Below are 21,803 nucleotides of genomic sequence, written 5' to 3' on the forward strand. Positions count from 1 at the left end.
GGTGCGTGGTGCGTGGCGTGGGGTGTGGCGAGCGGCGAGCGCGGTGCGGGGGCGAGGAGCGCGGGCGAGGAGCGCGGGCGAGGAATGGGGGATGAGGAGCGCGGGCGAGGAGCGGGGACGGGGAGCGCGGGCGAGGAGCGGGGACGGGGAGCGCGGGCGAGGAGCGAGGAGCGGGGACGGGGAGTGCGGGCGAGGAACGGGGGCGAGGGGCGCGAGCACGGTGCGGGGACGAGGAGTGCGGGCGAGGAACGGGCTGCGATGTCGCTGGGGATCGAGAGACGTTGCGGCCGCATTGCGCGGACTGCCCGGGCGGGGTTTGTGGTGCACCGCAATCGCAACATCGCAACATCGCTGCTGCGCGATGCGCGGCGCGTTCGGACCACACCGTCCGGTTCGCCCCGGCTTTCTCGCCGAAAGTTCCGGGCTGTGCTGCCTCGGCCCGCGGCGACCCGGCCCCGCCCGGATCCTGTCCGGCTCCGGCGCAGCCCTTCGGCCCAGTACGCGCGCAGCGCCACCTTGCCGCGGATCACGCCGTCGCCGCCGATACCGGCGCGGCCCTGCCAGGATCCTGTCCGGTTCAGGCGCTTCGGCTTGCCCTGCCTTGTCCTTCCTGCTCGCGTTGTCCTTCCCGAAGTCCCTGCCCCGGCTGGGTTTGCCGAGCCGGGGCAGGTCGGGGTCAGTCGTTCATCGGGCCGGTTCCGGGGTCGGGGCGGTCGGCGCCGGCGTGTGCGACCGGGGAGTCACCCGGCGCAATGCCGCTGCTGACAGGACTCCCAGTACCAGCACCACGATCGGCAGGATCAGCGTCGCGCGGGCGGCGTCGGTGAGTCCACTGTGGACTACCTCCCCGGCGAGGCGGCCTGCTTGGGCGGCGATGTCCGCCGGGAGGCCGGGGATCGGGGCCGGGCCGCCCGAGGAGCCGAATTCTCCGGTGGAGGCGGCGGCGTGGGCGATGCCTTCGGTGAACGGCGCGCGGTATTGCTCTGGCAGTTGCTGGGCGGCGGTGGCGGCTTCGCTCGTGATGGAAGCGCTGATCCGGGCTTGCAGGAGCACGCCGATCGCGGCGCTGCCCAGGACTCCGCCTACCTGGCGGGCGGTGTTGAAGATGCCCGAGGCAGTGCCGGTGAGCCGTGGTTCTACCGACGCCATCGTCAGGTTGCTCATGGGGGAGAAGATGCAGCCGACGCCTAGGCCGCACACCAGCAGGGCCGGGATCAGCGCCCACGGGCTGGTGTCCGGACGGGCTTGCAGCGCGATGATGCCCACGCCCGCGGCCAGCAGCGCGAGGCCGCCCATCACCAGGTACTTGCCGTTGAGCCGGTCTGAGGCGCGGCCGACGAACGGGGCGATCACGCCGGACAGCAGTGACATCGGGGCGGTGAGAAGACCGGCCATGGTGGGGGAGAGGCCGAGCACCGTCTGGATGTAGATGATCAGCGGCAGGAACATGCCGGTCATCGTGAAGCCGACGGTGGTCGCGGTGAGCGTGCCAGCGGAGAAGTTGCGGTTCGCGAACACCGCCAGCGGGACCAGCGGTTCGCGGCGGTTGCGGTGCTGCCACAGCACGAAGGCGACCAGGAGTACTACGCCAGCGCCGATGATTTCGAAGACGGTGATGCCGCCGAACACGGTGCCCCAGTCGTACTGCTGTCCATTTTGGACGCCGAACACGATGCAGAACAGTCCGGCCGCGGACAGCAGGATGCCGAGCAGATCAAACGAGTGCGAGTGCTTCGGCTGCCAGTCCGGCACCAGCCACAGCGTGAGCGCGATGGCGACGACGCCGATCGGCACGTTCACGTAGAAAATCCACTCCCAGCCGAGGTGCTGCACCAGCACGCCGCCCAGCAGCGGGCCGGTGATCGTGGCCAGGCCGGCCACGCCGCCCCACGCGCCCATCGCCGCGCCGCGCTTCGCGGGCGGGAACAGGTGGCTGATGAACGCGAGCGTCTGCGGCGTCATCAGCGCCGCGCCGAGGCCTTGCACGGCACGGGCGGCGATCAGCATCTCGACGTTGCCGGACAGGCCGCACCACAGCGACGACGCGGTGAACACGACGAGCCCGGCGACGAAGACGCGCTTCGGGCCGAAGCGGTCGCCGAGGCGGCTGGTGAAGAGCATCGGCACGGCGTAGGTGAGCAGGTAGACGCTGATCACCCACACCACCGAGTTCAGCCCGGCTCCGAGGTGCTGCAGCATGGCGGGCACCGCGATGGACACGATCGTGGTGTCCAGCAGGATCATGAAGAACCCGATGCAGAGCGCGCTGAGCGCGGCCCACGGGTTAACTGGTCTTGCGGTCATGGTCTTCCTTGAGCTTGAGTTTCTTGTCCTGGAAAGGGATCCGGCCGCTGTCGAGGTCCGCGGACAGCTGCTCGATCCACGCGAGCTCGAACTTCCGCTGTGCCGCGCTGTAGCGGAAGTCGAGCCAATAGACGTCGGGGGTGCCGTCGGATTCCAGCCGGTCGATGAGCACCTCGTCGGAGGCCACGGCCGCGCGCAGCGCGGTCATCCGGTGCTCCAGTTCGAGCAGCGCCACGTCGCGCCCCAGATCGTCGATCACGGCGAGCCCGCTGAGTACGTCGCTGTAGTCCGGCACCACGTCGCCCAGCATTTGCCGGGCTCGTTCCTGGAAGGCGTCTTTGCCCGCGGCCGTCATCGCATACACCGTGCGCTCCGGCCGCCTGCCGTCTCGCTGGGTTTCGACGACGTCGACGAAACCGTTGCGCTGCAGCCGATCCACCGTGTGGTAGAGCGAGCCCGCCTTGAGCTTCACGCGGGCTTCGACGTGCCGTTCCCGCATCAGCTGGGCCATTTCGTACGGGTGCATCGGCCGCTCGTGCAGCAGCTCGAGCACGGCGACGCCCAGCGCCGTGAGCTTGGCCGCGACCATGACGGTGTTCCTCCAGGAATCCAATCGAGTGATACCAAGTGGGTTATTCCACGTGGACTATACGGTGTGGATCAAGCTGCGGTCCAGTGTGATCTGAGCTGGTGAGCAGCTTGTGGCTGACGGTGATGGGTGCTGCGAGATGGGGAGAGCGTAGCCAAGACCACCGACAAAAACCGGGGATCGCCTGTTCGACGGCCCTTTCGCGGCCCCGAAAGGCTGTCCGCGACCGACAACCCGGGCCAAGATCGGCTCATGGGCGAGAACCGGGCAGTCGACTGGGAAGGCTTCTTCAACACTCGAGACCTCGGCGGTCTCCCGACCCGATCCGGCGGCAGTACCGAACTCGCGTGCTTCTACCGGTCCGCCAGTCTCCGGTTCGTCACCGAAGAGGGCTGGGCCAGCGCGCGAGAATCCGGCCTGCGCACCGTCATCGACCTGCGCAACCTCGCCGAGATCAGCACCTATGCCGCCACCGTGCCGTCCGGGATGACGCGCCGCGAAGTCCCGCTGGACGACATCGAAGACACCGAGTTCTGGCAGTACATCGCCGACGAACAGCTAGACGGAACCCCGTTGTACTACCGCGTTTTCCTTGACCGCAAAGCAGAACGCTGCGCAACCGTCCTGCGAGCACTGGCCCAAGCAGAAGTCGGAGTGCTCTTCCACTGCACTTCCGGACGGGACCGCACCGGCCTCGTCTCGCTCCTCCTGCTGGCCCTGGCCGACGTCGACCCGGAAACCATCGCCGCTGACTACGCGCTCTCGACCGAAGCCGTCCTCCCGCTGTACCGCGCGCTAGGCGTGGAAGACCAAACGGAGCTGCTCGAAGCAGCCTTGGCCCGCCGCCAAACGACCATCCGCGAAGCCGTCATAAAGACCCTCGACGGATTCGACGTCACCGAATACCTCGTCCGCGCCGGACTGGCCGCGGACGAGGTAGACCGGCTTCGGGACCGGCTCAGTCGGTGACTTGATGCAGCTGCCGTGCCCGGCGACTGCCCAGTGAATACCAGCCCGCGATCCCAGTGCCGACGGTCAGCGCGGCCGCGCTGAGGCCCAACGACCAGTGCACCCCGACGGCGGAACCGAGCAGCCCCACGGTGAATCCGCTGCCCGCGCGAAGACCGCTCGCGGACACGCTGTACACGCCGATCACCCGGCCGCGTTCCTCCGGTTTCGCCAGCAGCTGCACGACGGTCTGACCGATCGACATCGACGCCAGGTTCGCCACTCCGCCGATCACCAGCAGCACCACCGCGATCGGATAGCTGGCGGTCATCGCGAAGAACAGGCTCGAGATCCCGTAGACCGCCGTGCTGATCACCGCCGCGGGCACGTTCGGTTTGATCTTTCCGGTCGCCTCCAGCAGGATTCCGCCGATCACGCCGCCCGCGCCGTTGGCGAACAGCAGCACGCCGTACGCGGTTCCGGCGCTGCCCGCGCCGAGGTCCTGCGCGAAAATCGGCATCGAACTCTGCATCGAAGCGCCGACGAAGAACGCGCCGAGCCCGGCGAGGATGATCATCCCGACCATCGTCGGATTCCCGCTGATGTCCTTCAGGATCCGCACCGAATCCATCAGCCCGACCCGTGGCCGGCGGATGATTCCGCCGTCTCGGGTGTGGCCGGTGAACTTGGTGCGGAACAGGAACACCGTCAGCGGCAGGTAGAACGCGACGTTCACGAAGATGCCCGCCACCGGCCCGAGGCCGAGGAGCAGGGCCGAGCCGACAACCGGGCCGAAGAGGATGCCCAGGCTGCGGAAGGTGGCGTTGAGCCGGACCGCGCTCGGCAATTCGGCGGGCCCGACGAAATCGTGCAGCATCAGCTGCTCGCCCGGGCCCCAGATCGCGCCCGCGCAGCCGTGCAAAATCAGCAGTACGCAGGCACTCCACACCTCGAGGGTGTCGGTGAGGATCAGCACGCCCCACGCCGCGGACACCGCCATGAACAGCACCTGCGCGGCCTGGATGATCCGGCGGCAGTCGTGCCGGTCGGCCAGCCCGCCGAAATACACCGAGAACAGCAGGAACGGCACCCAGTGGCTGATCACCTCGAACCCGGTCAGCGCGGGCGACTGGAACTTCTCCCACAGCACCCAGTAGGTGATGACGTGCTCGACGTTGTCGGCCATCATCGCCAGGCCGGTGCCGATCAGATACGGACGGCAATCCTTGTTGTAGAGCGCGGCGAATTTGCGCGGGGCCGCGGGGGCAGCCTCGGCTTCGGGTTGGTGCGTCGGCACCCCGCACGCGGAACACATGACTGAGAACCCCCTAGTGAGCTGGTGCGCTCTACGCTAGACGAGACGTTGCGTCTTGGCTAGACTCCGGCACGTGGGCGACGTCACTGAGCCCGGCGAGCGCCGGCATCACGGGAACCGTTACGGCCGCAGCGAGAACGCGCGCCGCGCGGTCTTGCACGCGGTCGACGATCTGCTGGTGGAGGTCGGTTTCGCCCGGCTCACCATGGAGGGCATCGCGGCCAGGGCGGGCGTCGGCAAGCAGACCGTCTACCGCTGGTGGCCGTCCAAAGTGGACATTCTGCTCGAAGCCCTCGGCGACGACCTCGTCGAGGAACTCACCCCGCCCGATACCGGCGACCTCCGCAAGGACCTCTGCGCGCACCTCGCCGCGATCGCGTCCTTCCTGACCACCGCCGACGCCGGTGCGGTGTTCCGCACGCTGCTCGGCCAGGCCCAGCACGATCCGGACCTGGCCCGGCTGCTGCGCGAGGACCACATCCGCGGCCAGCACGCGCGCGACCGGCTGCCGCTCGAACGCGCCGTTGCTCGCGGCGAACTGCCGTCGGACACTGACCTGGACAGCGCGGTCGAACAGCTCGTCGGGCCGATCCACTACCGCGTGCTGGTCACCGGCGCTCCGGTGCCGCCGGAATTCACAGATGGCCTGGTTGAGCGATACCTCCGGGAGCATCAGCCCGAGTAGGCTCCTGGAGACATGGGAACGGTCTGGTGGCTGGTCGGGCTGGCTGTGGCCGCCGCGGTCATGGCCGGGATTGTCTGGATTTTCCGGGACCGCGCGGGCGGGCTGGATCAGCGGTTGCGGGCTGCCGAACAGGCCTCGCGCTGGCGATTCCTGCAGCAGCGATGGGAATCGGAACCGATGGCGCGGCTCGCGACCGTCCAGCAGGTGCACGCGCTCACCCAGAACGGCGGCTGCCAGGTCCGGATCGTCTGGACCGACAGCTATCACGCCGAGGACGTCGAGATCGAGCACGACCAGGCCGACGCGGGCGATTACCTGTTGCTGCGCGGAGTCGGCCCGCTCGGTTCGATCACCCGGGAGGAGCTGTTGGCGCACGCGGGCGCTGACGCTCCGGATTGGGCTCAGCGCGGACGTTGATTCACCAGCCGCTCATTCGCTGCCAGGTGCCGGTGAGGCGGCCGTTCTCCACGATCCGGTAGCTGCCGTGTTGTGCGGCCGTGGCGCAGGCGTGGTTGGGCAGGACGCGCAGGCGGGTGCCAATCGGCAGGTCGGGCAGCGGATGCCCGTCGCGCGCGGTGAGGATTCCGTGTTCCTGGCTCGCGCCGGTCACTACGAGACCGGGCACCAGAGTGCCGTCGAGGTCGGCGACCAAGCCGTATCCCTGGTCGACGGCTTGATTCGCGGTGCCTCGGTCTCGCGACAACGCCATCCAGCCGCCGTCAGTGAGGATCCAGCCGTGCTCGGGGCGGTGTCCGATCACGGTGACGACCACGGACAGCGCTAGGTCTTCGACGCTGCAGACGCCCAGTCCGGCCATCACCAGGTCGAAGAAGATGTAGTTGCCAGCGCGGACTTCGGTGACGCCAGTGAGGTCGTCGGCTGCGTGTGCGGTCGGGGTGGAGCCGACGCTGACTGTGCCTGCGTACAGGCCTTCGTCGCGAAGGCGTTGTGCTGCAGCGACAGCGACGTCACGCTCGTGCGCGGCGGCTTCGCGCTGCGCTGCAGGGGTTGTCGCGAAGTAGGACTCACCGGCGTGTACGAGGACACCGTCGAGACAGTCGTGCAGCTGTCGTCCGATGGTGAGTAGCGCGGGGTCTTCGGGTAGTACGCCACCACGGTGACCGTCGCAGTCGACCTCGATCAGTGACGGAATGCGTAACTCGGCTTCGCGTGCTGCAGCGGTTACCGCAGAGGCTTGCGCGACGCTGTCCAGCAGCACCCGCACGGTGATTCCGCGTCGCAGCAGCGAAATCACGCGCGGGAGCTTGTGCGGATCGATGCCGACGGCGTAGGTGATGTCGGTGTAGCCGCCGTCGGCGAAGGCTTCTGCTTCGGCCAGCGTCGACACCGTGATCGGGCCTGGCTTGCCGCCGTGCATCAACGCGGCAGCGGGCAACGCCTTCGCCGTTTTGGTGTGTGGGCGCAGGGAAACGCCGAGTTCGCGCATCCGCTGCGCTAAGAATTCAGCGTTGCGCTGGGCGCGTGACAGCTCGACGACGGCGAACGGCGTGTCCGGATCAGCCAGAGTTTCCTCAGCCGGCGGCAATTGCCTGCACCTCGACCTTCGCTCCAAAGTGGAGGGTGCTCGACCCGGCGACCGCGCGCGCCGGGCGATGATCGCCAAGCCAGGAACGGTAAATCCGGTCGAACTCCGGCCAGTCGCCCATGTCGGTCACGTATACGGTGACCGACAGCAGCCGATCCCGGCCCGTGCCAGCAGCGGCGAGACACGCGTCGAGGTTGGCCAGAACTTGCTTGGCCTGCACGGAAAAAGGCTCATCCACCAGCCGGGTCCCGTCGCTGGTGATGGGCAGTTGCCCGGAGACGAACGCCATCCCGCCGTACTGCGCGGTGTGCGAGTAATGCCCTCCGGGTGCGGAAAGTTCAGGACTGTCGCGCAGAACGATTTCGGTCATCGACAGGCTCATTTCGCGTAGTTGTAGACGGTCGCCCGGGATACTCCGAGCAGGTCGGCGATGATCTGGGCGGCGTCGCGGGATTCGAAGTACCCCTCGTCGCGCAACCGGCGGACCAGGTCGCGTTTGGCGTCGCGGGAAAGAGAACGTGGGCTGCCACCGGCCGCGCGTTCGATCCGTTCCCGCAGCTCACGCGAGGTACGGGAACGCAGGTCTTCGACGACATCGGGTTGCGTGGCGTCAGCAGCGACCAGGTTGGTCAGCGTGTGCGTGAGCGGCGACAACACCGAGACGTCCAGGTTCAGGCACAGCGCGGCGATGTACTCGCCCTCGGCGTTCTTGATGCCGATCGACGTGCTTTTGACCGGCCGCCCGTCCGGGAACTGGTTCGCGTAGTTCTGCAGGACGCTCGGGTAGTCCGGGTCGCTGATCCGCTGCAGCCCGAGTTCGGTCGCCGGATCGCCGACCTGGCGGCCGGACAGGTTGTTCTCGATCGCGCGGATCGCGTGGTCGGGATCCCGCAGGTCGTGCAGCACGACCTCGCACAGCCCGGGGAACATCCGGCCGACCGCGACCGCGATCTTCTCGGTTTCCCGGATGAGGTGCTCGTCCACGCTGCCGCCTTTGACTCAAAATCCAATTTTAGAAAATGAGTCTAGCAGGTGGGCGCAAAGTCGATCCCGGCTCGGAAACCGGGATCAACCAGAGAGACTTCAGCGAGGCAGAGCTGAGGCGCGCCAGGCCCCGTCACCAGCCGCGATCGGCGCGTGCACCGCGGTCGACCGGTCGCCCCACCACGACGTACGACGCCGCGCCGGAGCGGGCGCCGACGCCGAAGCGACAGTGGCCACCACCGCGGTGAGCGCGGCGAGTTCGGCGTCGTCCGGGTTGCCGCGGACTACGCGGAGCAGGGGAGCGTCCGTCATCGCGACCTCACAGGGGGATGTTGCCGTGCTTCTTGGGCGGCATGGATTCGCGCTTGCCGCGCAGCAGGCTCAGCGCCTTGGCGACGTGGCCGCGGGTGTGCGCGGGCACGATCACCGAGTCGACGTAGCCGCGTTCGGCCGCCGCGTACGGATTCAGCAGCGTGTCCTCGTACTCCTGGATCAGATCGGCGCGCAACGCGTCCACATCGCGACCCTCCGCCGCCGCGTTGGCCAGCGTCTTGCGGTGCACGATGTTCGCCGCGCCCTGCGCGCCCATCACCGCGACCTGCGCGGTGGGCCAGGCCAGGTTGATGTCCGCGCCGAGGTGCTTAGAACCCATCACGTCGTACGCGCCGCCGTAGGCCTTGCGCGTGATCACCGTGATCAGCGGGACGGTCGCCTCCGCGTACGCGTAGATCAGCTTCGCGCCGCGGCGGATGATGCCGTTCCACTCCTGGTCGGTGCCGGGAAGGAAGCCGGGAACATCCACGAAGGTCAGCACCGGGATGTTGAACGCGTCGCAGGTCCGCACGAACCGGGCGGCCTTCTCGGACGCGTCGATGTCGAGGCAGCCGGCGAACTGCGTCGGCTGGTTCGCGACGACGCCGACGCTTTGGCCGTCCACCCGGCCGAAGCCGACCAGGATGTTGGGCGCGAACAGCTCGTGCACCTCGAGGAACTCGCCGTCGTCGAGCACCCGGGTGACGACCTCGTGCATGTCGTACGGCGTGTTCGGCGAGTCCGGGATGAGCGTGTCGAGCTCGCGGTCGGTGTCGGTGACGTTCTCGAAGAACCCGGCCGGCGGCGCGTCGGCGTCGAACTCCGGCGGCTCGGACAGGTTGTTCTGCGGTAGGTAGGAGAGCAGTTCCTTGACGTAGGCGATGGCGTCCTCGTCGTCGGAACCGAGGTAGTGCGCGACACCCGACTTGGTGTTGTGCGTGCGCCCGCCGCCGAGTTCCTCGAAGGTGACGTCCTCGCCGGTCACCGTCTTCACGACGTCCGGCCCGGTGATGAACATCTGCGACGTCTCGTCCACCATCACGACGAAGTCGGTGAGCGCGGGGGAGTAGACGTGGCCGCCCGCGTTCGCGCCCATGATCAGCGAGATCTGCGGGATGACGCCGGAGGCCATGGTGTTGCGGCGGAAGATCTCGCCGTACAGGCCGAGCGAGACGACGCCTTCCTGGATCCGCGCGCCGCCGCCCTCGTTGATGCCGATGATCGGACGGCCGGTCTTGATCGCCAGGTCCATCACCTTGACGATCTTCTCGCCGTAGACCTCGCCGAGCGCGCCGCCGAAGACGGTGACGTCCTGGCTGAACACGCACACCGGACGCCCGTCGACGGTGCCGTACCCGGTGACGACGCCGTCGCCGTACGGGCGGTTCTTCTCCAGCCCGAAGTTCGTGGAGCGGTGCCGCGCCAACTCGTCCAGCTCGACGAACGAGCCCTCGTCGAGCAGCAGATCGATCCGCTCGCGGGCGGTTTTCTTGCCCTTGGCGTGCTGTTTCTCGATCGCGCGCGCCGAACCGGCGTGCACGGCCTCGTCGTAGCGGCGGTAGAGATCCGCGAGCTTGCCGGCCGTCGTGTGGATGTCCGGTTCTCCCTCGGGCGGCGTCCCGAGCGGCTGCGTCGCACTGCTCATGTGGCGGAGCTTAGCTACTGCGCGGTTGCCGCGCGTGTGGCGTAGGACTCCCTCACCGCCGTGTCGCAGACCAGCACGCGGCCGTCGAGTGTGCCGATGATCAGCCGGTTCGGGGCAGCCGCGCTCATCGAGAGCGGGACGACCGGGTGCCCGTTGACCTGCAGGTGTTGCCTGCCGAGCAGTTGGCCGTCGGTGGCGTCGAGGGCGACGATCTCGCCGGAGTTGAACGCGACGTAGACGGTGCACCCGATGGTGTCCATCGCGGTGACCTGGTGGTCGGCGGTGAAGACCCACTGGGCTTTTCCGTCGGGATAGGAGCGGCGGACGACGCAGGAGTTGCCCGGCAGGAGTCCGGCTCCGTTGTGGACCGCGGTGGCGTGGACGATCGAGCCGTCGACGAACACGCCCGGGCCGCCGAAGAGTTGCCTGCCTTGCGCCGCGTCCCATTCCAGCGGGAACAAGCGCTCGGTTCGTTGCCGTGTGGGATCGAAGGCGACGATCCATTTGTCCTCGTGCGCTCGGGCGCCCATGCCTTGCAGGAACAGCAGCGTGGGGGCGCGGCGGATGTCGAAGAAGTGGTTGATCAGGTCGTAGCGGCCGAGTTCGACCCGGCTGTCCGACGGCAGCACCTCGGTCGGCCCGGTTTCGGGGCGGATCGCGAGCTGTCCGGTTTCGTCGGTGACGACCACGGCGGGGCGGTCGAGAGTCCGGACCGGTTCGACGTGTCCGTCGGCCAGCCGGACGCGTTCGACGGTGGAGGCCGATCCGGTCCAGCCAGTCCAGGTGTTGAGGACGGCGGTGTTCTCGGCGGGGTCGACGTAGAGCTGGCAGCCGACGCCCGAGGCGGGCACGGACCATTCCCGTTCGCCGGTGGCTGACCAGCACTCGACGGCGACCCGATCAAGACTGGCGAGAATCCGCCCGTCGCTCAACGCGGCGACCGCCCACGCCTGCCGTCGGCGTTTTTCCGGGGCGAACGGCGTGGCAGTCGGTGCCACAGCGACGCCGTTGACCTGCAGTGAACGGGCCTTCGCCGCTCGCCAGTCCGGCACGGCGATGGCGACGTCCATCGTGGTGGTGCCGAGCTCATTCTCGTCGTCCTCGGTGGGAACCGAAATTTTCGCGTCGAGAGTGTGCCGGTCGCGCCAGCGAAGTCCGGTGACCTCACGGCGGTCCTTCAGCAAAGAGGTCGCGTGGCCGGATTCGAGGTCGAGGACGGTTAGCTCGCCTTCGTAGAAATAGCCGCCGTCGTACGACCCGGAGCCGATGGCCAGGATCGGCAGCTCCGGATGGAACGCCAACGCATTGACCGGCCAATACAGGCGCACGAGGTGAACGCATTCGAGCGTGTCGGCGCGGTAGACGCCGACACGGTTCCACGCGGTCGGGCCGGACGAACTCGCCACGCTGTGCCCGGCCCACAGCGGACGTCCCAGCGCACCCCCGACGGCCACATGACCCGTGCGGGAATCGGTCTCGGTCAGCCGCACGTCGCCGACTTCGGCGAACCGGCCGTCGCCGAGAACCTGCTGGACGGTCAGCACTTCGGAGTCGGTCACCAGCGAAGCCTATGCCGGGCGTCAGTTGAATTTTCGGCGTCGGCCTGGCCCTGACGGGCGTTCTCCGGCCTAGGGTGGGCAGCGTGCTGCTCGCCGACGCCTCGGTCCGCTCGCTCGGGCCCGCCGACCTGTCCGCCTGCCTCGACCTCGGAACCGATCGTGGGTGGCCGCGCGAAGAGCGGAAATGGGCGATGCTGCTGGACGTCGGCCGCGGATTCGGCATCGACGCCCCGGACGGCGGTCTCGCCGCGGCGGCGGTGCTCACCCGGACCGGGCCGACCGCGAGCGTGTCGATGGTCGTCGTCGCGGAGCGGTTCGCGCGGCAGGGGCTCGGCCGTCGCGTGACCGCGCGGGCGCTCGACGAAGCCGGTGATGCGGTGGTGTCCTTGCACACCACGGAAAACGCGCGTCCGCTGTACGAATCGATGGGCTTCGAATTCGACGGCGGCTGCAACGACCATCGCGGCCGGTTCACCGACGACGGTGGTCCAGCGGCGCGGCCGATCGGTCCGGCGGACGTGGCGCGAGTGTACGAATTGGACAGTGCTTCACAAGGCTTCGCGCGGCGGGAATTGTTGAACCGCATGCTGTTCGAGGCTGACCACGTCTACGTAACTGACGACGGTTATGCGCTCGGCACCGCGCAAGCCGGGGTGCTGGTGGTCGGTCCCGTGGTGGCCGCGGACGAGGAGCAGGCTCGCGCACTGATCCGCGGCATCGCCCGCACCACGCCGGGCGATCTCCGGCTGGCGGTGGACCACCGGTTCCCGGGGCTGTCGGCGTGGTGCGAGGCGCGCGGGCTGGCGGTCCACGGTCCGGCACCGCGGCTGGTGCTCCACGGAAAGGCGTTGCCGGGACCGGCGGAGGTGCGGTTTTCGCCGTACAACACCGCTCTCGGCTAGCTGTACCGCTTCCTGACCTCGGCGCGCCGCTCCGCCGACCAAGGCTCCAGCTCCACCTTGAACGTCCCGGCGAACAACGCGTTCAGCTGCTCATGTCGAGTCGTCAGCAGGTCCGGCAGTTGATCGGCGAGCTCCGCCGGAACGGTCTGCGTCAGCTCCACCCGCACGCCGTCCAGCGGATCCTCGGTCACCTCCCACCGCACGCGCCCAGCCGGTTTCCCGTCGTGCAGCCAGGTGTGGGCCAGCACCTCCGGCGACCGCGACTCCAGCACCTCCGCGCCGTCTTCCGGCTGCGGCAACCGATTCCAGACGTCCTCGGCGGGCGGCCAGACCAGGTCGCGGCGGAAGCGGATCGTCCCGCCGTCCAGGACTTCGCCGTCCTCCAGGCCGAATTCCTCGATGTAGTGCACCATCCGCGCGTGCCAGTCGGTCGGCATCTCCGGCTCCCGGCCGTCCAGCGCGGCTTCGAGGGAATCCAGGCAGGCGACCCAGCCGGTGACGTGCCGTCCCGCGCCGAGCAGGGCGATGTCCGGTTCGCCGCGGTTGAAAACGTGCGTGAAGGCGAGCTTGCTGCCCGCGCCGTCGGCCGACACCTCGATGCGGATCAGGTCCGAGTTCCAGGTGAACTCGAAGACCTCCGGCGGCCGGTAGCCGAGGATCTCGCCCTCGCTGACGTCCCCGGTCTGGGTGAAGGTGAACGTGATCTTCCCGCCCGGGGCCGGGGTTTCCGGCAGGGCGACGGCGGCCGGGAACCAGTGCGCCAGCTCTTCCGGCGAGGTGACCGCGCGCCACACCTTCTCCGGCGGATGCGCCAGGGTCCGTTCGAGTTTCACGCTCGGTCGTCCGCCAGGAGTGGTTCGCAGGATCGCCATGCCCGTATATAACCACGGAGGTATATACGGGTCAAGCCGTCAGGTGCACTGCGTACCCCGTCTGACCTGGGGCGACCTCGGGCAGCAGGACGAGCCGCCGGTCGTAGTCGCCGCCGTCCTGCGTGCGATACGGCAGCGGATCGGTCGTTTCCAGGGAGTGCAAACGTTTGCGCAGCCGCTCGGCGACGCAGTCGAACTTCTCCGGCGTCATCCGGTTCGTGCCGGTCACCTTGAGCGGCGGCAGGACCGTCATGCCGGTGTAGAAGAGCGTCGCGTGCTGGACGTTGAACAGCAGATCGTCCAGCGAACCGTGCGCGCCGCGCGGGCCGAGGCTGTCCTCGTGCGCCCCGGCGGTCACGATGACCATCGCGCGTTTCCCGGCCAGCACCCCGTTGCCGTAGCGCAGGGTGTGGCCGGTTTCGTCGCGGTAGTCGTAGCCGTATCCCTGCACGAAAACGCGGTCGAACCAGCCCTTCAGGATGGCCGGCGTGTCCGCCCACCAGAGCGGGAACTGGACGACGACGGTGTCCGCCCAGCCGAGTTTTTCGTGCTCGATCCGGACGTCCTCGGGCACGGTCGCGATCTCGTCGACGATCGGGTTCCAGCGCATCGCGTAGAGATCGGATTCGCGCACGTCATGGCCGAGATCGCGCAGCGTGGTGACGCCCTCGTCGCGGAGCGCGCCGTTGAGCGAGGCGGGGTCGGGGTGGGCGTAGATCCACAAGACGTTCATGAGGCCAGGGTGCAACCGGCGAAACGGCCAAAACAGTGGCCCGATGGCCACCTTGTGCAAGAATCGGGCCATGGCTGTTTTTCGTCATCCGGAGCGGCACAAGGTCGCGGTGCTGGTGCGGCACGGCATGCTCGTGATGGAGCTCGGCATCGTCCACCGGCTGTTCGGCCAGGCCAAATCCGGGGACGGCGAGCGCTTGTACGAGGTCGTCACCTGCACGCCGGAGCCCGGCGACATCCGCACCGACTCGGACTTCACGATCCCGGTCGCGCAAGGACCGGAGGCGGTGGCCGAGGCCGACACGGTGATCGTGCCCGCGTCGTCGCTCGAGTACGAGCCCACCGGACGGCAGCTGACCCCGCAGCTCAAGCACGCGATGAGCCTGGTGTGCCCGGACAGCCGGATCGCCTCGATCTGCACCGGCGCGTACGTGCTCGCCGCGATGGGCCTGCTCGACGGCCGGCGCGCGACCACGCACTGGCGTTCGGCGTGCGAGTTCCAGCTCGAATACCCGCGCGTGCGGCTCGACCCGGACGTGCTCTACACCGAGGACGGCAACGTCTTCACCTCGGCGGGCGTCGCGTCCGGCATCGACCTCTGCCTGCACATGATCCGCCGCGACTTCGGCGCGACGGTCGCCAACGAGGTCGCCCGCGGCACGGTCGTTTCGCCGCATCGCGAGGGCGGTCAGGCCCAGTTCATCCGCCGTCCGGTGCCGGAGCCGAGGTCGTCGTCCACCTCTGCCGCGCGGGCGTGGGCGCTGGAGCATCTCGACCAGGCGATCACGCTGCGCGACCTGGCGGTGCGCGAGTCGATGAGCACGCGCACGTTCACCCGGCGGTTCCGGGACGAGGTCGGGATGTCGGCGCTGCAGTGGCTGACCCAGCAGCGAGTGGAGCGCGCGCGGCAGTTGCTGGAGGAGTCGGAGCTGCCGGTCGACCGGGTCGCCGCGGCGTGCGGATTCGGGACGGCGGCGTCGCTGCGCCAGCACCTGCAAGCCGCGCTCGGGGTTTCGCCGAGCGCCTACCGGACGACGTTCCGCCGACCGGCCTGAATGCGGCGGTCCGTGGCAGCGCTGTTCGCGAGCTGCCACGGACCGACCCCCAGCGGCACTCATCCTGTCGAGCGGGCTGGGGTGTTCGGTACCCCGGTGACCAGGTCTTACAGAATCTGACACACGTCAGGAGACGACCGTCACCAGTACATACACCGGGCGGCGGGTCGAAAAGAACTCCGCGCCGTTCGCGTCGATCATCTTCCAGCCGATCCAGCAGCGCCCCGGCGCGGGCGAGGCGGTCAGCGGAATGCTCACCATCACGTGGTCGCCGGGCGGGGTGTCGCCGATCAGCACCCGGTCCGGGGTGCGGCAGGAGCCGGGGGCCGGCGGCAGGTCCATCCGCTGCAGGTACCGCTGATGCCAGGCGACCGATCCGGTGTTCTTCAGCTCCCACACCTTCTGGACGGTCTCGCCGACGTGGATCACGGTGCCGTCGGGCACGGTCACGTCGCCGACGAACTGGGAGTTGTCGCCGGGGAGGCGCGCACCGACGTCGACCATGGTGCCGTTGGTCAGCTTCGGCACCACGATCGCGGCGACGGCGGCGAGCAGCACGACGACGAACGCGACCGCGGCCAGCGCGTACTTGCGGCGGCGGGGTTTCTCCGGGGCGATCGGGTCCGAGGTGATCAGCACCCGTTCCGCGGCCGGGTTGACGATCGCGATCTCTCCCGGTTCGGCGATCTCAGGTTCCGGCGGCACGCCTTTCAGCTCTTCCCAGCGTCGCCGCCACTGCTGTTCGTCCGCGTCGCACGCCCGGACGAACTCGCGCGTGGTGTCCCACGACGGGAACCGGGTACCGCGAACCGCCTCGTGCAGCGTGGTGTGCGAGATCTGCCCGGAGCGGTCGGCCATCTTGCGAAATGACGGATTCCCGGCCCGCGCGCGCAGTGCGGCGAGTTCCGCGGAGAGCACCTCGGCGGCAGATTGCCCGTCGCCCATCGCTCTCCCTGGTTGTCAGATCCGCTGGTCGGACCAGTCTGACATTCCAGTTCGGCACAGCTGGGCGCACCCCGGTCGCGGCCCCGGCGAGGCGGCCGCGACCGGCGCGCGTCACTGCCAGGCGTCGGAGATCGGCGTCTCGTTCGCCGCGTTGCCGATGCCGGGGAGACCGTTGGCGGCCTCCATGGTGCGCAGCACGGTGTAGTGGTTGATCGTCTCCGAGTAGTCCCCTTGCTTCACGTGCGCGCCGGTGAAGCTCGTGTAGATCTGGTTCGTCGAGGTGCCTTCGTCCTCGTCGAACGTCACGATCAGCAGGCTGTTGTGCGTTTTAGCCCACTGTGCGTAGCCGTCGAGGTTGTTCTTCAGCCAGGTGTCGCCGGTGCCGACCGAGCAGTCGTGCATGTCGTTGCACATGTTCGGCGTCACGAACGAAACGCTGGGCAGTTGCGAGTAGTCCGACGGGAACTGCGAGTAGCGCACGTTGCTCGACGCGGGCACGTTCGAGAAGTCGACCCAGCTGTTGTGCTTGCGCCGGTACTCGCCGGACGAGCAGCCGGTGTAACCGTCCGACGGCATGGACTCGGAGTAGCCGGTGAAGGTCTTCCCCGCGCCGGCGAGCTGCGAACCGAGGTTGTCCACCGCGCCGAGGTTTTGCGGGCAGGTGTCGTCGGTGACGCCCTGGGTGTCGCCCGAGAACAGCGCGACGTAGTTCGGCTGGCTCGGGTGCGTGAGCGCGTGGGAGTCGGTGAAGTTCGCGCCCTGCGCGGCGAGCGAGGCGAAGTAAGGCGCGGTGGTCGAGTCGATCGACGTCGACGACTCGTTCTCGAACATCACGAGCACGACGTGGTCGAAGGTGGGCACGGTTGCCGCTGCTGAGGCTGGTTGGGCGGCGGTTGCCGCACCGAGAATTGCCGTCGCGACGGCGGCCACGATCCGCTTGCGGAACACAGGTCCTCCAAGATCGGTCGGGAAATGCGCTCAGGTGGGAGCGGCATAGACCGTGCCACGGCGGAGGTGTCCCGGAGAGCGGTCGGTGGGTGAATTACTGGCGACCACTCGTCCGGGGCACGACTTTCGAAGGGTCAGCGTGCGAGCAGGTCCCGCAGGGATTTCGTAACGCTGGCAGGGGAAGTCTCGGCCATGAAATGTCCACTGTGTACGGTTTCGTGCACGCAGTCCGGTGCCCACGCGCGCCAGAGCGCGGCCGCGTCGAAGCCCAGCGCGTCGCCCCAGCCCTGCTGCAGGACCGTGGTCGGCATCTTCAATTGGCGGCCCGCGTCGCGGTCGATGCGGTCGTGTTCGAGGTCGATGCCCGCGGAGGCGCGGTAGTCGGCGACGATCGACGGGACCGCGTTCCGGCTCGCTTCGAGGTAGCGGGCGCGGACGTCGGCCGGAATGGACTCCGGGTCGGCGCCCCACTGGTCGAGGAAGTAGCCGAAGAACGCGTCCGGCGCGCCGCTGATCAGCTGCTCGGGAAGGCCGGGCGGCTGCGCCATCAGGTAGAGGTGGAAGGCGACCGCCGCGCTGACGCCGTGCAGCACGTCCCACATGTCCAGCGTCGGCAGCACGTCGAGGATGGCCAGGTGGGACACGTGATCCGGGTGGTCGAGGCCGGCGCGGATCGCGACGAGCGCGCCGCGGTCGTGCCCGGCCAGCGCGAACTGTTCGTGGCCGAAGGCGCGGGCGAGGGCGACGACGTCGGCGGCCATGGTGCGCTTCGAGTAGGTCTCGCCGGTGTCGGCGGGCTTGTCGCTGTCGCCGTAGCCGCGCAGGTCAGGGCACAGCACGGTGTGGTCGGCGGCGAGGTCGGCGGCGACGTGCCGCCACATCAGGTGGGTCTGCGGGAAGCCGTGCAGCAGGACGACCGGCGAGCCGGAGCCCGCGACCGCCACGTTGAGGGACACGCCATCCGCGACGGGTACCCGCTGGTAGTCGAAGTTCATGCGACCCAGCGTGCGCCGGGCCGATCAGCAACCGATCAGCGCCGACTGAGCTGATTACAGTACGGAACCGATGACCATTTCGTTCTCGGTGCTGGGCCCGCTGACGGCCCACGACGCGCGCGGGCCGGTGACGCTGCCCGGGCCGCGGCATCGCTTGGTGCTCGCGCGGCTTCTCGTCGCCCGCGGACAGGTGGTTTCGACGGACGCGCTGGTCGACGCGTTGTGGACCGAGCCGCGAGCGGGCGCGGTCGGCGCGGTGCAGACCTTCGTCGGCGCGCTGCGGCGTTCGCTGGAGCCGGACCGCCCGCCGCGGACGCCCGCGAAACTGCTGGTCACCGCCGGGCCGGGGTATGCGCTGCGTGCTGAACCGGAGCAGGTTGACGCCTGGCGGTTCGAGGTCTTGCTGCGGGGGACGCCGTCGGTCGCGCAGCTGGACGAGGCGCTCGGCTGGTGGCGCGGCGAGCCGTACGCGGAGTTCGCCGACGAACCGTGGGCGCGTTCCGAACGGGCTCGGCTCGACGAACTTCGGTTGCTCGCCTTGGAACGGCGGGCGGCTGGCTTGCTGGATCTCGGCCGCGCCGCCGAAGCGGTACCGGATCTGGAGTCCCTTGTGGACGCTCATCCGCTGCGCGAGGAAGCGTGGCGGCTGCTGGCGCTCGCGTTGTACCGCGCCGGACGTCAGGGTGATGCGCTTGCCGCGTTGCGTCGGGCGCGGGCCGGGCTGGCGGCGGAGCTGGGCGTTGACCCTGGACCGGCGTTGCGGCAAGTGGAGCAGGACATTCTCGCGCAGGCTCCGCAATTGGCGCCGTCGGTTTCCGGCCGGTTGGCCGGGCGGGACGCGGAGCTGACGCGGCTCGCCGAAGTCGCGGCGGAAGTGGCTGACCGCAAGCGATTCCGGCTTGTGCTCGTGTCCGGCGAGGCGGGTGCGGGAAAGACCGCGCTGGTCGAGGAATTCGCCGCGCGGCTGGGCTGGACGACGGCGTGGGGCGCGAATCCGGACGGTGCCGGGGTGCCGCCCGCCTGGCCGTGGACGCGGATCCTCGCCGCGCTGGGCGAACCGGTCCCGCCGCGGTCCGCGGGCGGTGATCCGGCGGTGGCGCGGTTCGAATGGCATCAGGCGATGACCGCGCGGATCGCGGAGGTGGCCCGCCGGGGTCCGCTGCTGCTTGTACTGGACGATGTGCATTGGGCGGGCGAGGAAACTCTGGCGCTGCTGACGTCGATGACCGCGGCTCCAGTGTTGTTGATCGCGACGTATCGGACCACTGAAGTCTCCACGGAACTGACCGCTGCGTTGGGCAGGCTCGCGCGCGCCGACCCGGTTCGGCTGTATCTCGGCGGGCTTTCGGTCGAGGCGGTCGCTGAGTTGGTCGGTCCGGAGTCCGCCGCGGTGATTCATCGACGGTCTGGCGGAAATCCGTTCTTCGTCAAGGAACTAGCTCGCGCTTTGGACGCCGAAGGCGACCTCCCGGACGGAGTACGCGACGTCGTCCGGAACCGGATTGCCGCGCTGCCCGACCACGTGCGCGCGGTGCTCGGGAAAGCCGCGGTGATCGGCGCAGACGTCGACCTCGGGTTGCTCGGCGACGTCCTCGGCGAGCTGGAAACCGCTGTACAGGCGGGATTTCTGACTGAAAGCGGACCGCGAGCATTCCGGTTCGCGCACGCGCTCGTCCGCGACGCTGTTTATGACGACCTTTCACTGGCTCGGCGCGCACAGCTGCACCGTGAAGTCGGCGAGGCTTTGGCGAGTCGTCGGCCATCCGAGATTTCCTTGCTGGCCCACCACTTCCTGCTCGCCGGAGACGACCGCGGTACCGCCTATGCGCAAGCAGCAGCGGAACGCGCCGAATGGGATTTCGCGCCCCACGAGGCGCTTCGACTCTGGCAAGCCGCACTGGCGCAAGGACCGCGTAGCGTCGAATTGCTGATGGGCCTGGCCCGGACGTCCGCGTTCACCGGGTCGTTGGCCGCCGCGCGTCGCTACCGCGCCGAGGCATTGGACCTCGCCGGTGATGATTCCGCTTTGACCATACGGGTTCTGACCGCGTTCGACGTGCCGGGAATCTGGACCGAGAACGACGACCCCGCGCTGGCCCGCCGCATCGCCGACGCCGCCGAACGCGTCCACGCCACCGATCCGTACGTCCGCGCTCGGCTGCTCGCGACCATCGCGTTGGAATTGCGCAACGAAGGCGGTCAACGCGCCCACGACGCGGCCGTCGAAGCGGAGAAACTGGCGCGGTCCGCTGAGGATCCGGCGCTGCTGGCGTTGGCGTTGAACGCACGCTGGACGCAGACCTTCACCCGCGCTGGCCTGGCCCCGGAACGCGCCAGGATCGGCGAAGAACTGGTCGAACTCGCTGCCCGGCACCGATTGGTGACGTTCGAAGTGCTCGGTCACCTCGTGCTGATGCAAGCCCGCTCAGCGCTCGCCGACTTCGCCGCCGCCGACAAACACGCGACCGCGGCGGATCGACTGGGGGAGCAGTACGACCTCCCGCTCGTCAGCGTCTTCACCGACTGGTACCGCGCGCTCCGCCTGGCCGTCACCGGCCCGGTCGCCGCCGCGGAAGCCGCCTATCGCAGCGCCGCGGCCAGGTTGTCCGGCAGCGGAATGTCCGGAGTGGACCGTGGCCTGCTGCCGCTGGCCCGGCATTGCCTTTACCTGCAACACGATCTGGAATCCACCGTGGACTTCACTCTGCCGCCAGATCGCCCGGACCTGTTCCTGGAACTGCGCGCTTGCCTCACTGCCGCGACCGGAGACGCGCGCGAGCTGTACGAGCGACTGATCCCAGCGGAGAACGAACTGGCCGGTGCCGGTTCCGGCGTGGTGACACTAGGGCCAGTCGCCTATTACCTGGGCGAGTTGGCCGTCCGGCTGGGATTGCCGCCCGACGAGCACTACCGCAAGGCCGCCGAAGTAGCCCGCCGCGCCGGTGCCGCGCATTGGGTCAGTCGACTACGTACCATTTGCCGCCGCGCTTCTCCATAACCACGTCGCCGATGTCGCTTTTGGCGAACTTGACGGACGCCTTCACCGCGCTCGCCGGAATCTCGACCTTGTCGGCCCCGTCCTTGATCTTGGACCGGTCGACCATGGCGGTCTGCAGGGCCTTCTTCTGGGTCGGGGAGATCAGCTGGAACGCCATCGGCATCGTCTTCTCGCACGGGCCCATGCCCTCGTTCTCCGCCTTCTTGGCGGCCGGACCGGCGATCTCGCAGACCGTCGCGAGGTCCTCCTTACCCGCGGCGTGCATGAAGGCTTCGTATCGCTCTACCGCGTCACCACCGGTGGCTTCAGCAACCGACGACGAGGGCGCGGCAGAGGTAGACGGTGAGGGCTTTGCAGCCGAAGAAGACACGGGCGCGGCGGAGGGTGCGGACGAGGGCGCGGGGGAGGCGGTGCCGCCGCTTTCTCCGGAACAGCTGGTGATCAGCAGAGCAGCGCCCACGGCAAGAAC

At 68.7% G+C, this 21,803-nt stretch carries 21 protein-coding genes; 6 read left to right on the plus strand and 15 right to left on the minus strand.

The annotated features are described in order from the left end of the window. Positions 1-684: 684 nt before the first annotated feature. Entirely contained in the window at positions 685-2,304 is a 1,620-nt protein-coding gene (locus ACFORO_RS21780; protein ID WP_377874380.1) for a DHA2 family efflux MFS transporter permease subunit, read from the minus strand. After that, complete coding sequence (locus tag ACFORO_RS21785; protein WP_377874382.1) at positions 2,285-2,893, minus strand: PadR family transcriptional regulator; 609 nt, start codon at positions 2,891-2,893, stop codon at positions 2,285-2,287. Before ACFORO_RS21785 ends, ACFORO_RS21780 begins: the two co-directional genes overlap by 20 nt. Positions 2,894-3,145: 252 nt before the next feature. Between ACFORO_RS21785 and ACFORO_RS21790 the strand changes: the two genes are divergently transcribed. Beyond that, positions 3,146-3,862: a tyrosine-protein phosphatase gene (locus tag ACFORO_RS21790; protein WP_377874384.1), complete on the plus strand. Its 717-nt coding sequence runs from the start codon at positions 3,146-3,148 to the stop codon at positions 3,860-3,862. On the opposite strand, the gene ACFORO_RS21795 is transcribed toward ACFORO_RS21790, so the two are convergent. Further along, on the minus strand, positions 3,852-5,156 hold the full coding sequence (locus ACFORO_RS21795) for an MFS transporter (protein WP_354745299.1): 1,305 nt from the start codon (positions 5,154-5,156) through the stop codon (positions 3,852-3,854). The two genes, ACFORO_RS21790 and ACFORO_RS21795, sit on opposite strands and share 11 nt — an antisense overlap. Positions 5,157-5,229: 73 nt before the next feature. On the opposite strand from ACFORO_RS21795, the gene ACFORO_RS21800 reads away from it, so the two are divergent. Further along, on the plus strand, positions 5,230-5,841 hold the full coding sequence (locus ACFORO_RS21800; RefSeq protein ID WP_377874387.1) for a TetR/AcrR family transcriptional regulator: 612 nt from the start codon (positions 5,230-5,232) through the stop codon (positions 5,839-5,841). A gap of 12 nt (positions 5,842-5,853) precedes the next feature. After that, positions 5,854-6,258, plus strand: a complete 405-nt coding sequence (locus ACFORO_RS21805; RefSeq protein ID WP_354745302.1) for a hypothetical protein — start codon at positions 5,854-5,856, stop codon at positions 6,256-6,258. A gap of 1 nt (position 6,259) precedes the next feature. Here ACFORO_RS21805 and ACFORO_RS21810 read toward each other — a convergent pair whose 3' ends face one another. From ACFORO_RS21810 to ACFORO_RS21835, 6 genes are all read right to left on the minus strand, one after another. Next, positions 6,260-7,387, minus strand: coding sequence for an alanine racemase (locus ACFORO_RS21810; RefSeq protein ID WP_377874390.1), 1,128 nt, complete (start codon positions 7,385-7,387; stop codon positions 6,260-6,262). Next, positions 7,374-7,769 carry a RidA family protein gene (locus ACFORO_RS21815; RefSeq protein ID WP_377874392.1) on the minus strand — a complete coding sequence of 132 codons (396 nt, stop codon included), beginning with the start codon at positions 7,767-7,769 and terminating at the stop codon, positions 7,374-7,376. The genes ACFORO_RS21810 and ACFORO_RS21815 overlap by 14 nt, the downstream gene beginning before the upstream one ends. Beyond that, the gene (locus ACFORO_RS21820; RefSeq protein WP_377874394.1) at positions 7,766-8,371 is read right to left on the minus strand and encodes a helix-turn-helix transcriptional regulator; all 606 of its coding nucleotides are present in this window, start codon (positions 8,369-8,371) and stop codon (positions 7,766-7,768) included. The genes ACFORO_RS21815 and ACFORO_RS21820 overlap by 4 nt, the downstream gene beginning before the upstream one ends. A 99-nt stretch (positions 8,372-8,470) precedes the next feature. Continuing rightward, a complete protein-coding gene (locus tag ACFORO_RS21825) occupies positions 8,471-8,683 on the minus strand; it encodes an acyl-CoA carboxylase subunit epsilon (RefSeq protein ID WP_377874396.1) in 213 nt (70 codons plus the stop codon). A gap of 7 nt (positions 8,684-8,690) precedes the next feature. After that, a complete protein-coding gene (locus tag ACFORO_RS21830) occupies positions 8,691-10,328 on the minus strand; it encodes an acyl-CoA carboxylase subunit beta (RefSeq protein ID WP_344288827.1) in 1,638 nt (545 codons plus the stop codon). A 14-nt stretch (positions 10,329-10,342) separates the two neighbouring features. Beyond that, positions 10,343-11,887, minus strand: a complete 1,545-nt coding sequence (locus ACFORO_RS21835; protein WP_377874398.1) for a hypothetical protein — start codon at positions 11,885-11,887, stop codon at positions 10,343-10,345. A gap of 83 nt (positions 11,888-11,970) precedes the next feature. On the opposite strand from ACFORO_RS21835, the gene ACFORO_RS21840 reads away from it, so the two are divergent. Beyond that, entirely contained in the window at positions 11,971-12,789 is an 819-nt protein-coding gene (locus tag ACFORO_RS21840; protein ID WP_377874400.1) for a GNAT family N-acetyltransferase, read from the plus strand. Here the strand turns inward: ACFORO_RS21840 and ACFORO_RS21845 are convergent. Further along, a complete protein-coding gene (locus tag ACFORO_RS21845; protein ID WP_377874402.1) occupies positions 12,786-13,661 on the minus strand; it encodes an SRPBCC domain-containing protein in 876 nt (291 codons plus the stop codon). The two genes, ACFORO_RS21840 and ACFORO_RS21845, sit on opposite strands and share 4 nt — an antisense overlap. 31 nt (positions 13,662-13,692) lie before the next feature. Further along, the gene (locus ACFORO_RS21850) at positions 13,693-14,394 is read right to left on the minus strand and encodes an NAD(P)H-dependent oxidoreductase (RefSeq protein ID WP_377874404.1); all 702 of its coding nucleotides are present in this window, start codon (positions 14,392-14,394) and stop codon (positions 13,693-13,695) included. A gap of 70 nt (positions 14,395-14,464) precedes the next feature. Between ACFORO_RS21850 and ACFORO_RS21855 the strand changes: the two genes are divergently transcribed. Further along, positions 14,465-15,448, plus strand: a complete 984-nt coding sequence (locus tag ACFORO_RS21855; protein ID WP_377874406.1) for a GlxA family transcriptional regulator — start codon at positions 14,465-14,467, stop codon at positions 15,446-15,448. 126 nt (positions 15,449-15,574) lie between these two features. Here ACFORO_RS21855 and ACFORO_RS21860 read toward each other — a convergent pair whose 3' ends face one another. The 3 genes from ACFORO_RS21860 to ACFORO_RS21870 form a co-directional block, all read right to left on the minus strand. Beyond that, positions 15,575-16,393, minus strand: a complete 819-nt coding sequence (locus ACFORO_RS21860; protein ID WP_377874408.1) for an NBR1-Ig-like domain-containing protein — start codon at positions 16,391-16,393, stop codon at positions 15,575-15,577. A gap of 111 nt (positions 16,394-16,504) precedes the next feature. After that, positions 16,505-17,254 carry an alkaline phosphatase family protein gene (locus tag ACFORO_RS21865; protein ID WP_446681616.1) on the minus strand — a complete coding sequence of 250 codons (750 nt, stop codon included), beginning with the start codon at positions 17,252-17,254 and terminating at the stop codon, positions 16,505-16,507. A gap of 221 nt (positions 17,255-17,475) precedes the next feature. Continuing rightward, entirely contained in the window at positions 17,476-18,336 is an 861-nt protein-coding gene (locus tag ACFORO_RS21870; RefSeq protein WP_354745326.1) for an alpha/beta fold hydrolase, read from the minus strand. A gap of 70 nt (positions 18,337-18,406) precedes the next feature. Here ACFORO_RS21870 and ACFORO_RS21875 point away from each other — a divergent pair, with 70 nt between their 5' ends. Continuing rightward, positions 18,407-21,334, plus strand: coding sequence for a BTAD domain-containing putative transcriptional regulator (locus ACFORO_RS21875; protein WP_377874412.1), 2,928 nt, complete (start codon positions 18,407-18,409; stop codon positions 21,332-21,334). Here ACFORO_RS21875 and ACFORO_RS21880 read toward each other — a convergent pair. After that, positions 21,294-21,599 (minus strand): hypothetical protein, encoded by a 306-nt coding sequence (locus ACFORO_RS21880; protein ID WP_377874414.1) that lies wholly within the window; start codon positions 21,597-21,599, stop codon positions 21,294-21,296. The two genes, ACFORO_RS21875 and ACFORO_RS21880, sit on opposite strands and share 41 nt — an antisense overlap. Positions 21,600-21,803: the final 204 nt, after the last annotated feature.

The organism is Amycolatopsis halotolerans, from assembly GCF_042647905.1.
In the GTDB taxonomy this organism is placed as follows: Bacteria; Actinomycetota; Actinomycetes; order Mycobacteriales; family Pseudonocardiaceae; genus Amycolatopsis; species Amycolatopsis halotolerans.

Coding starts and splice junctions, on each gene's coding strand:
- ACFORO_RS21860 (WP_377874408.1), bottom strand. CDS start 16,393: ATGGGCGACGGGCAATCTGCCGCCGAGGTGCTCTCCGCGGAACTCGCC.
- ACFORO_RS21875 (WP_377874412.1), top strand. CDS start 18,407: ATGACCATTTCGTTCTCGGTGCTGGGCCCGCTGACGGCCCACGACGCG.
- ACFORO_RS21785 (WP_377874382.1), bottom strand. CDS start 2,893: ATGGTCGCGGCCAAGCTCACGGCGCTGGGCGTCGCCGTGCTCGAGCTG.
- ACFORO_RS21850 (WP_377874404.1), bottom strand. CDS start 14,394: ATGAACGTCTTGTGGATCTACGCCCACCCCGACCCCGCCTCGCTCAAC.
- ACFORO_RS21790 (WP_377874384.1), top strand. CDS start 3,146: ATGGGCGAGAACCGGGCAGTCGACTGGGAAGGCTTCTTCAACACTCGA.
- ACFORO_RS21815 (WP_377874392.1), bottom strand. CDS start 7,769: ATGAGCCTGTCGATGACCGAAATCGTTCTGCGCGACAGTCCTGAACTT.
- ACFORO_RS21870 (WP_354745326.1), bottom strand. CDS start 18,336: ATGAACTTCGACTACCAGCGGGTACCCGTCGCGGATGGCGTGTCCCTC.
- ACFORO_RS21825 (WP_377874396.1), bottom strand. CDS start 8,683: ATGACGGACGCTCCCCTGCTCCGCGTAGTCCGCGGCAACCCGGACGAC.
- ACFORO_RS21855 (WP_377874406.1), top strand. CDS start 14,465: ATGGCTGTTTTTCGTCATCCGGAGCGGCACAAGGTCGCGGTGCTGGTG.
- ACFORO_RS21845 (WP_377874402.1), bottom strand. CDS start 13,661: ATGGCGATCCTGCGAACCACTCCTGGCGGACGACCGAGCGTGAAACTC.
- ACFORO_RS21795 (WP_354745299.1), bottom strand. CDS start 5,156: ATGTGTTCCGCGTGCGGGGTGCCGACGCACCAACCCGAAGCCGAGGCT.
- ACFORO_RS21805 (WP_354745302.1), top strand. CDS start 5,854: ATGGGAACGGTCTGGTGGCTGGTCGGGCTGGCTGTGGCCGCCGCGGTC.
- ACFORO_RS21830 (WP_344288827.1), bottom strand. CDS start 10,328: ATGAGCAGTGCGACGCAGCCGCTCGGGACGCCGCCCGAGGGAGAACCG.
- ACFORO_RS21880 (WP_377874414.1), bottom strand. CDS start 21,599: ATGCACGCCGCGGGTAAGGAGGACCTCGCGACGGTCTGCGAGATCGCC.
- ACFORO_RS21780 (WP_377874380.1), bottom strand. CDS start 2,304: ATGACCGCAAGACCAGTTAACCCGTGGGCCGCGCTCAGCGCGCTCTGC.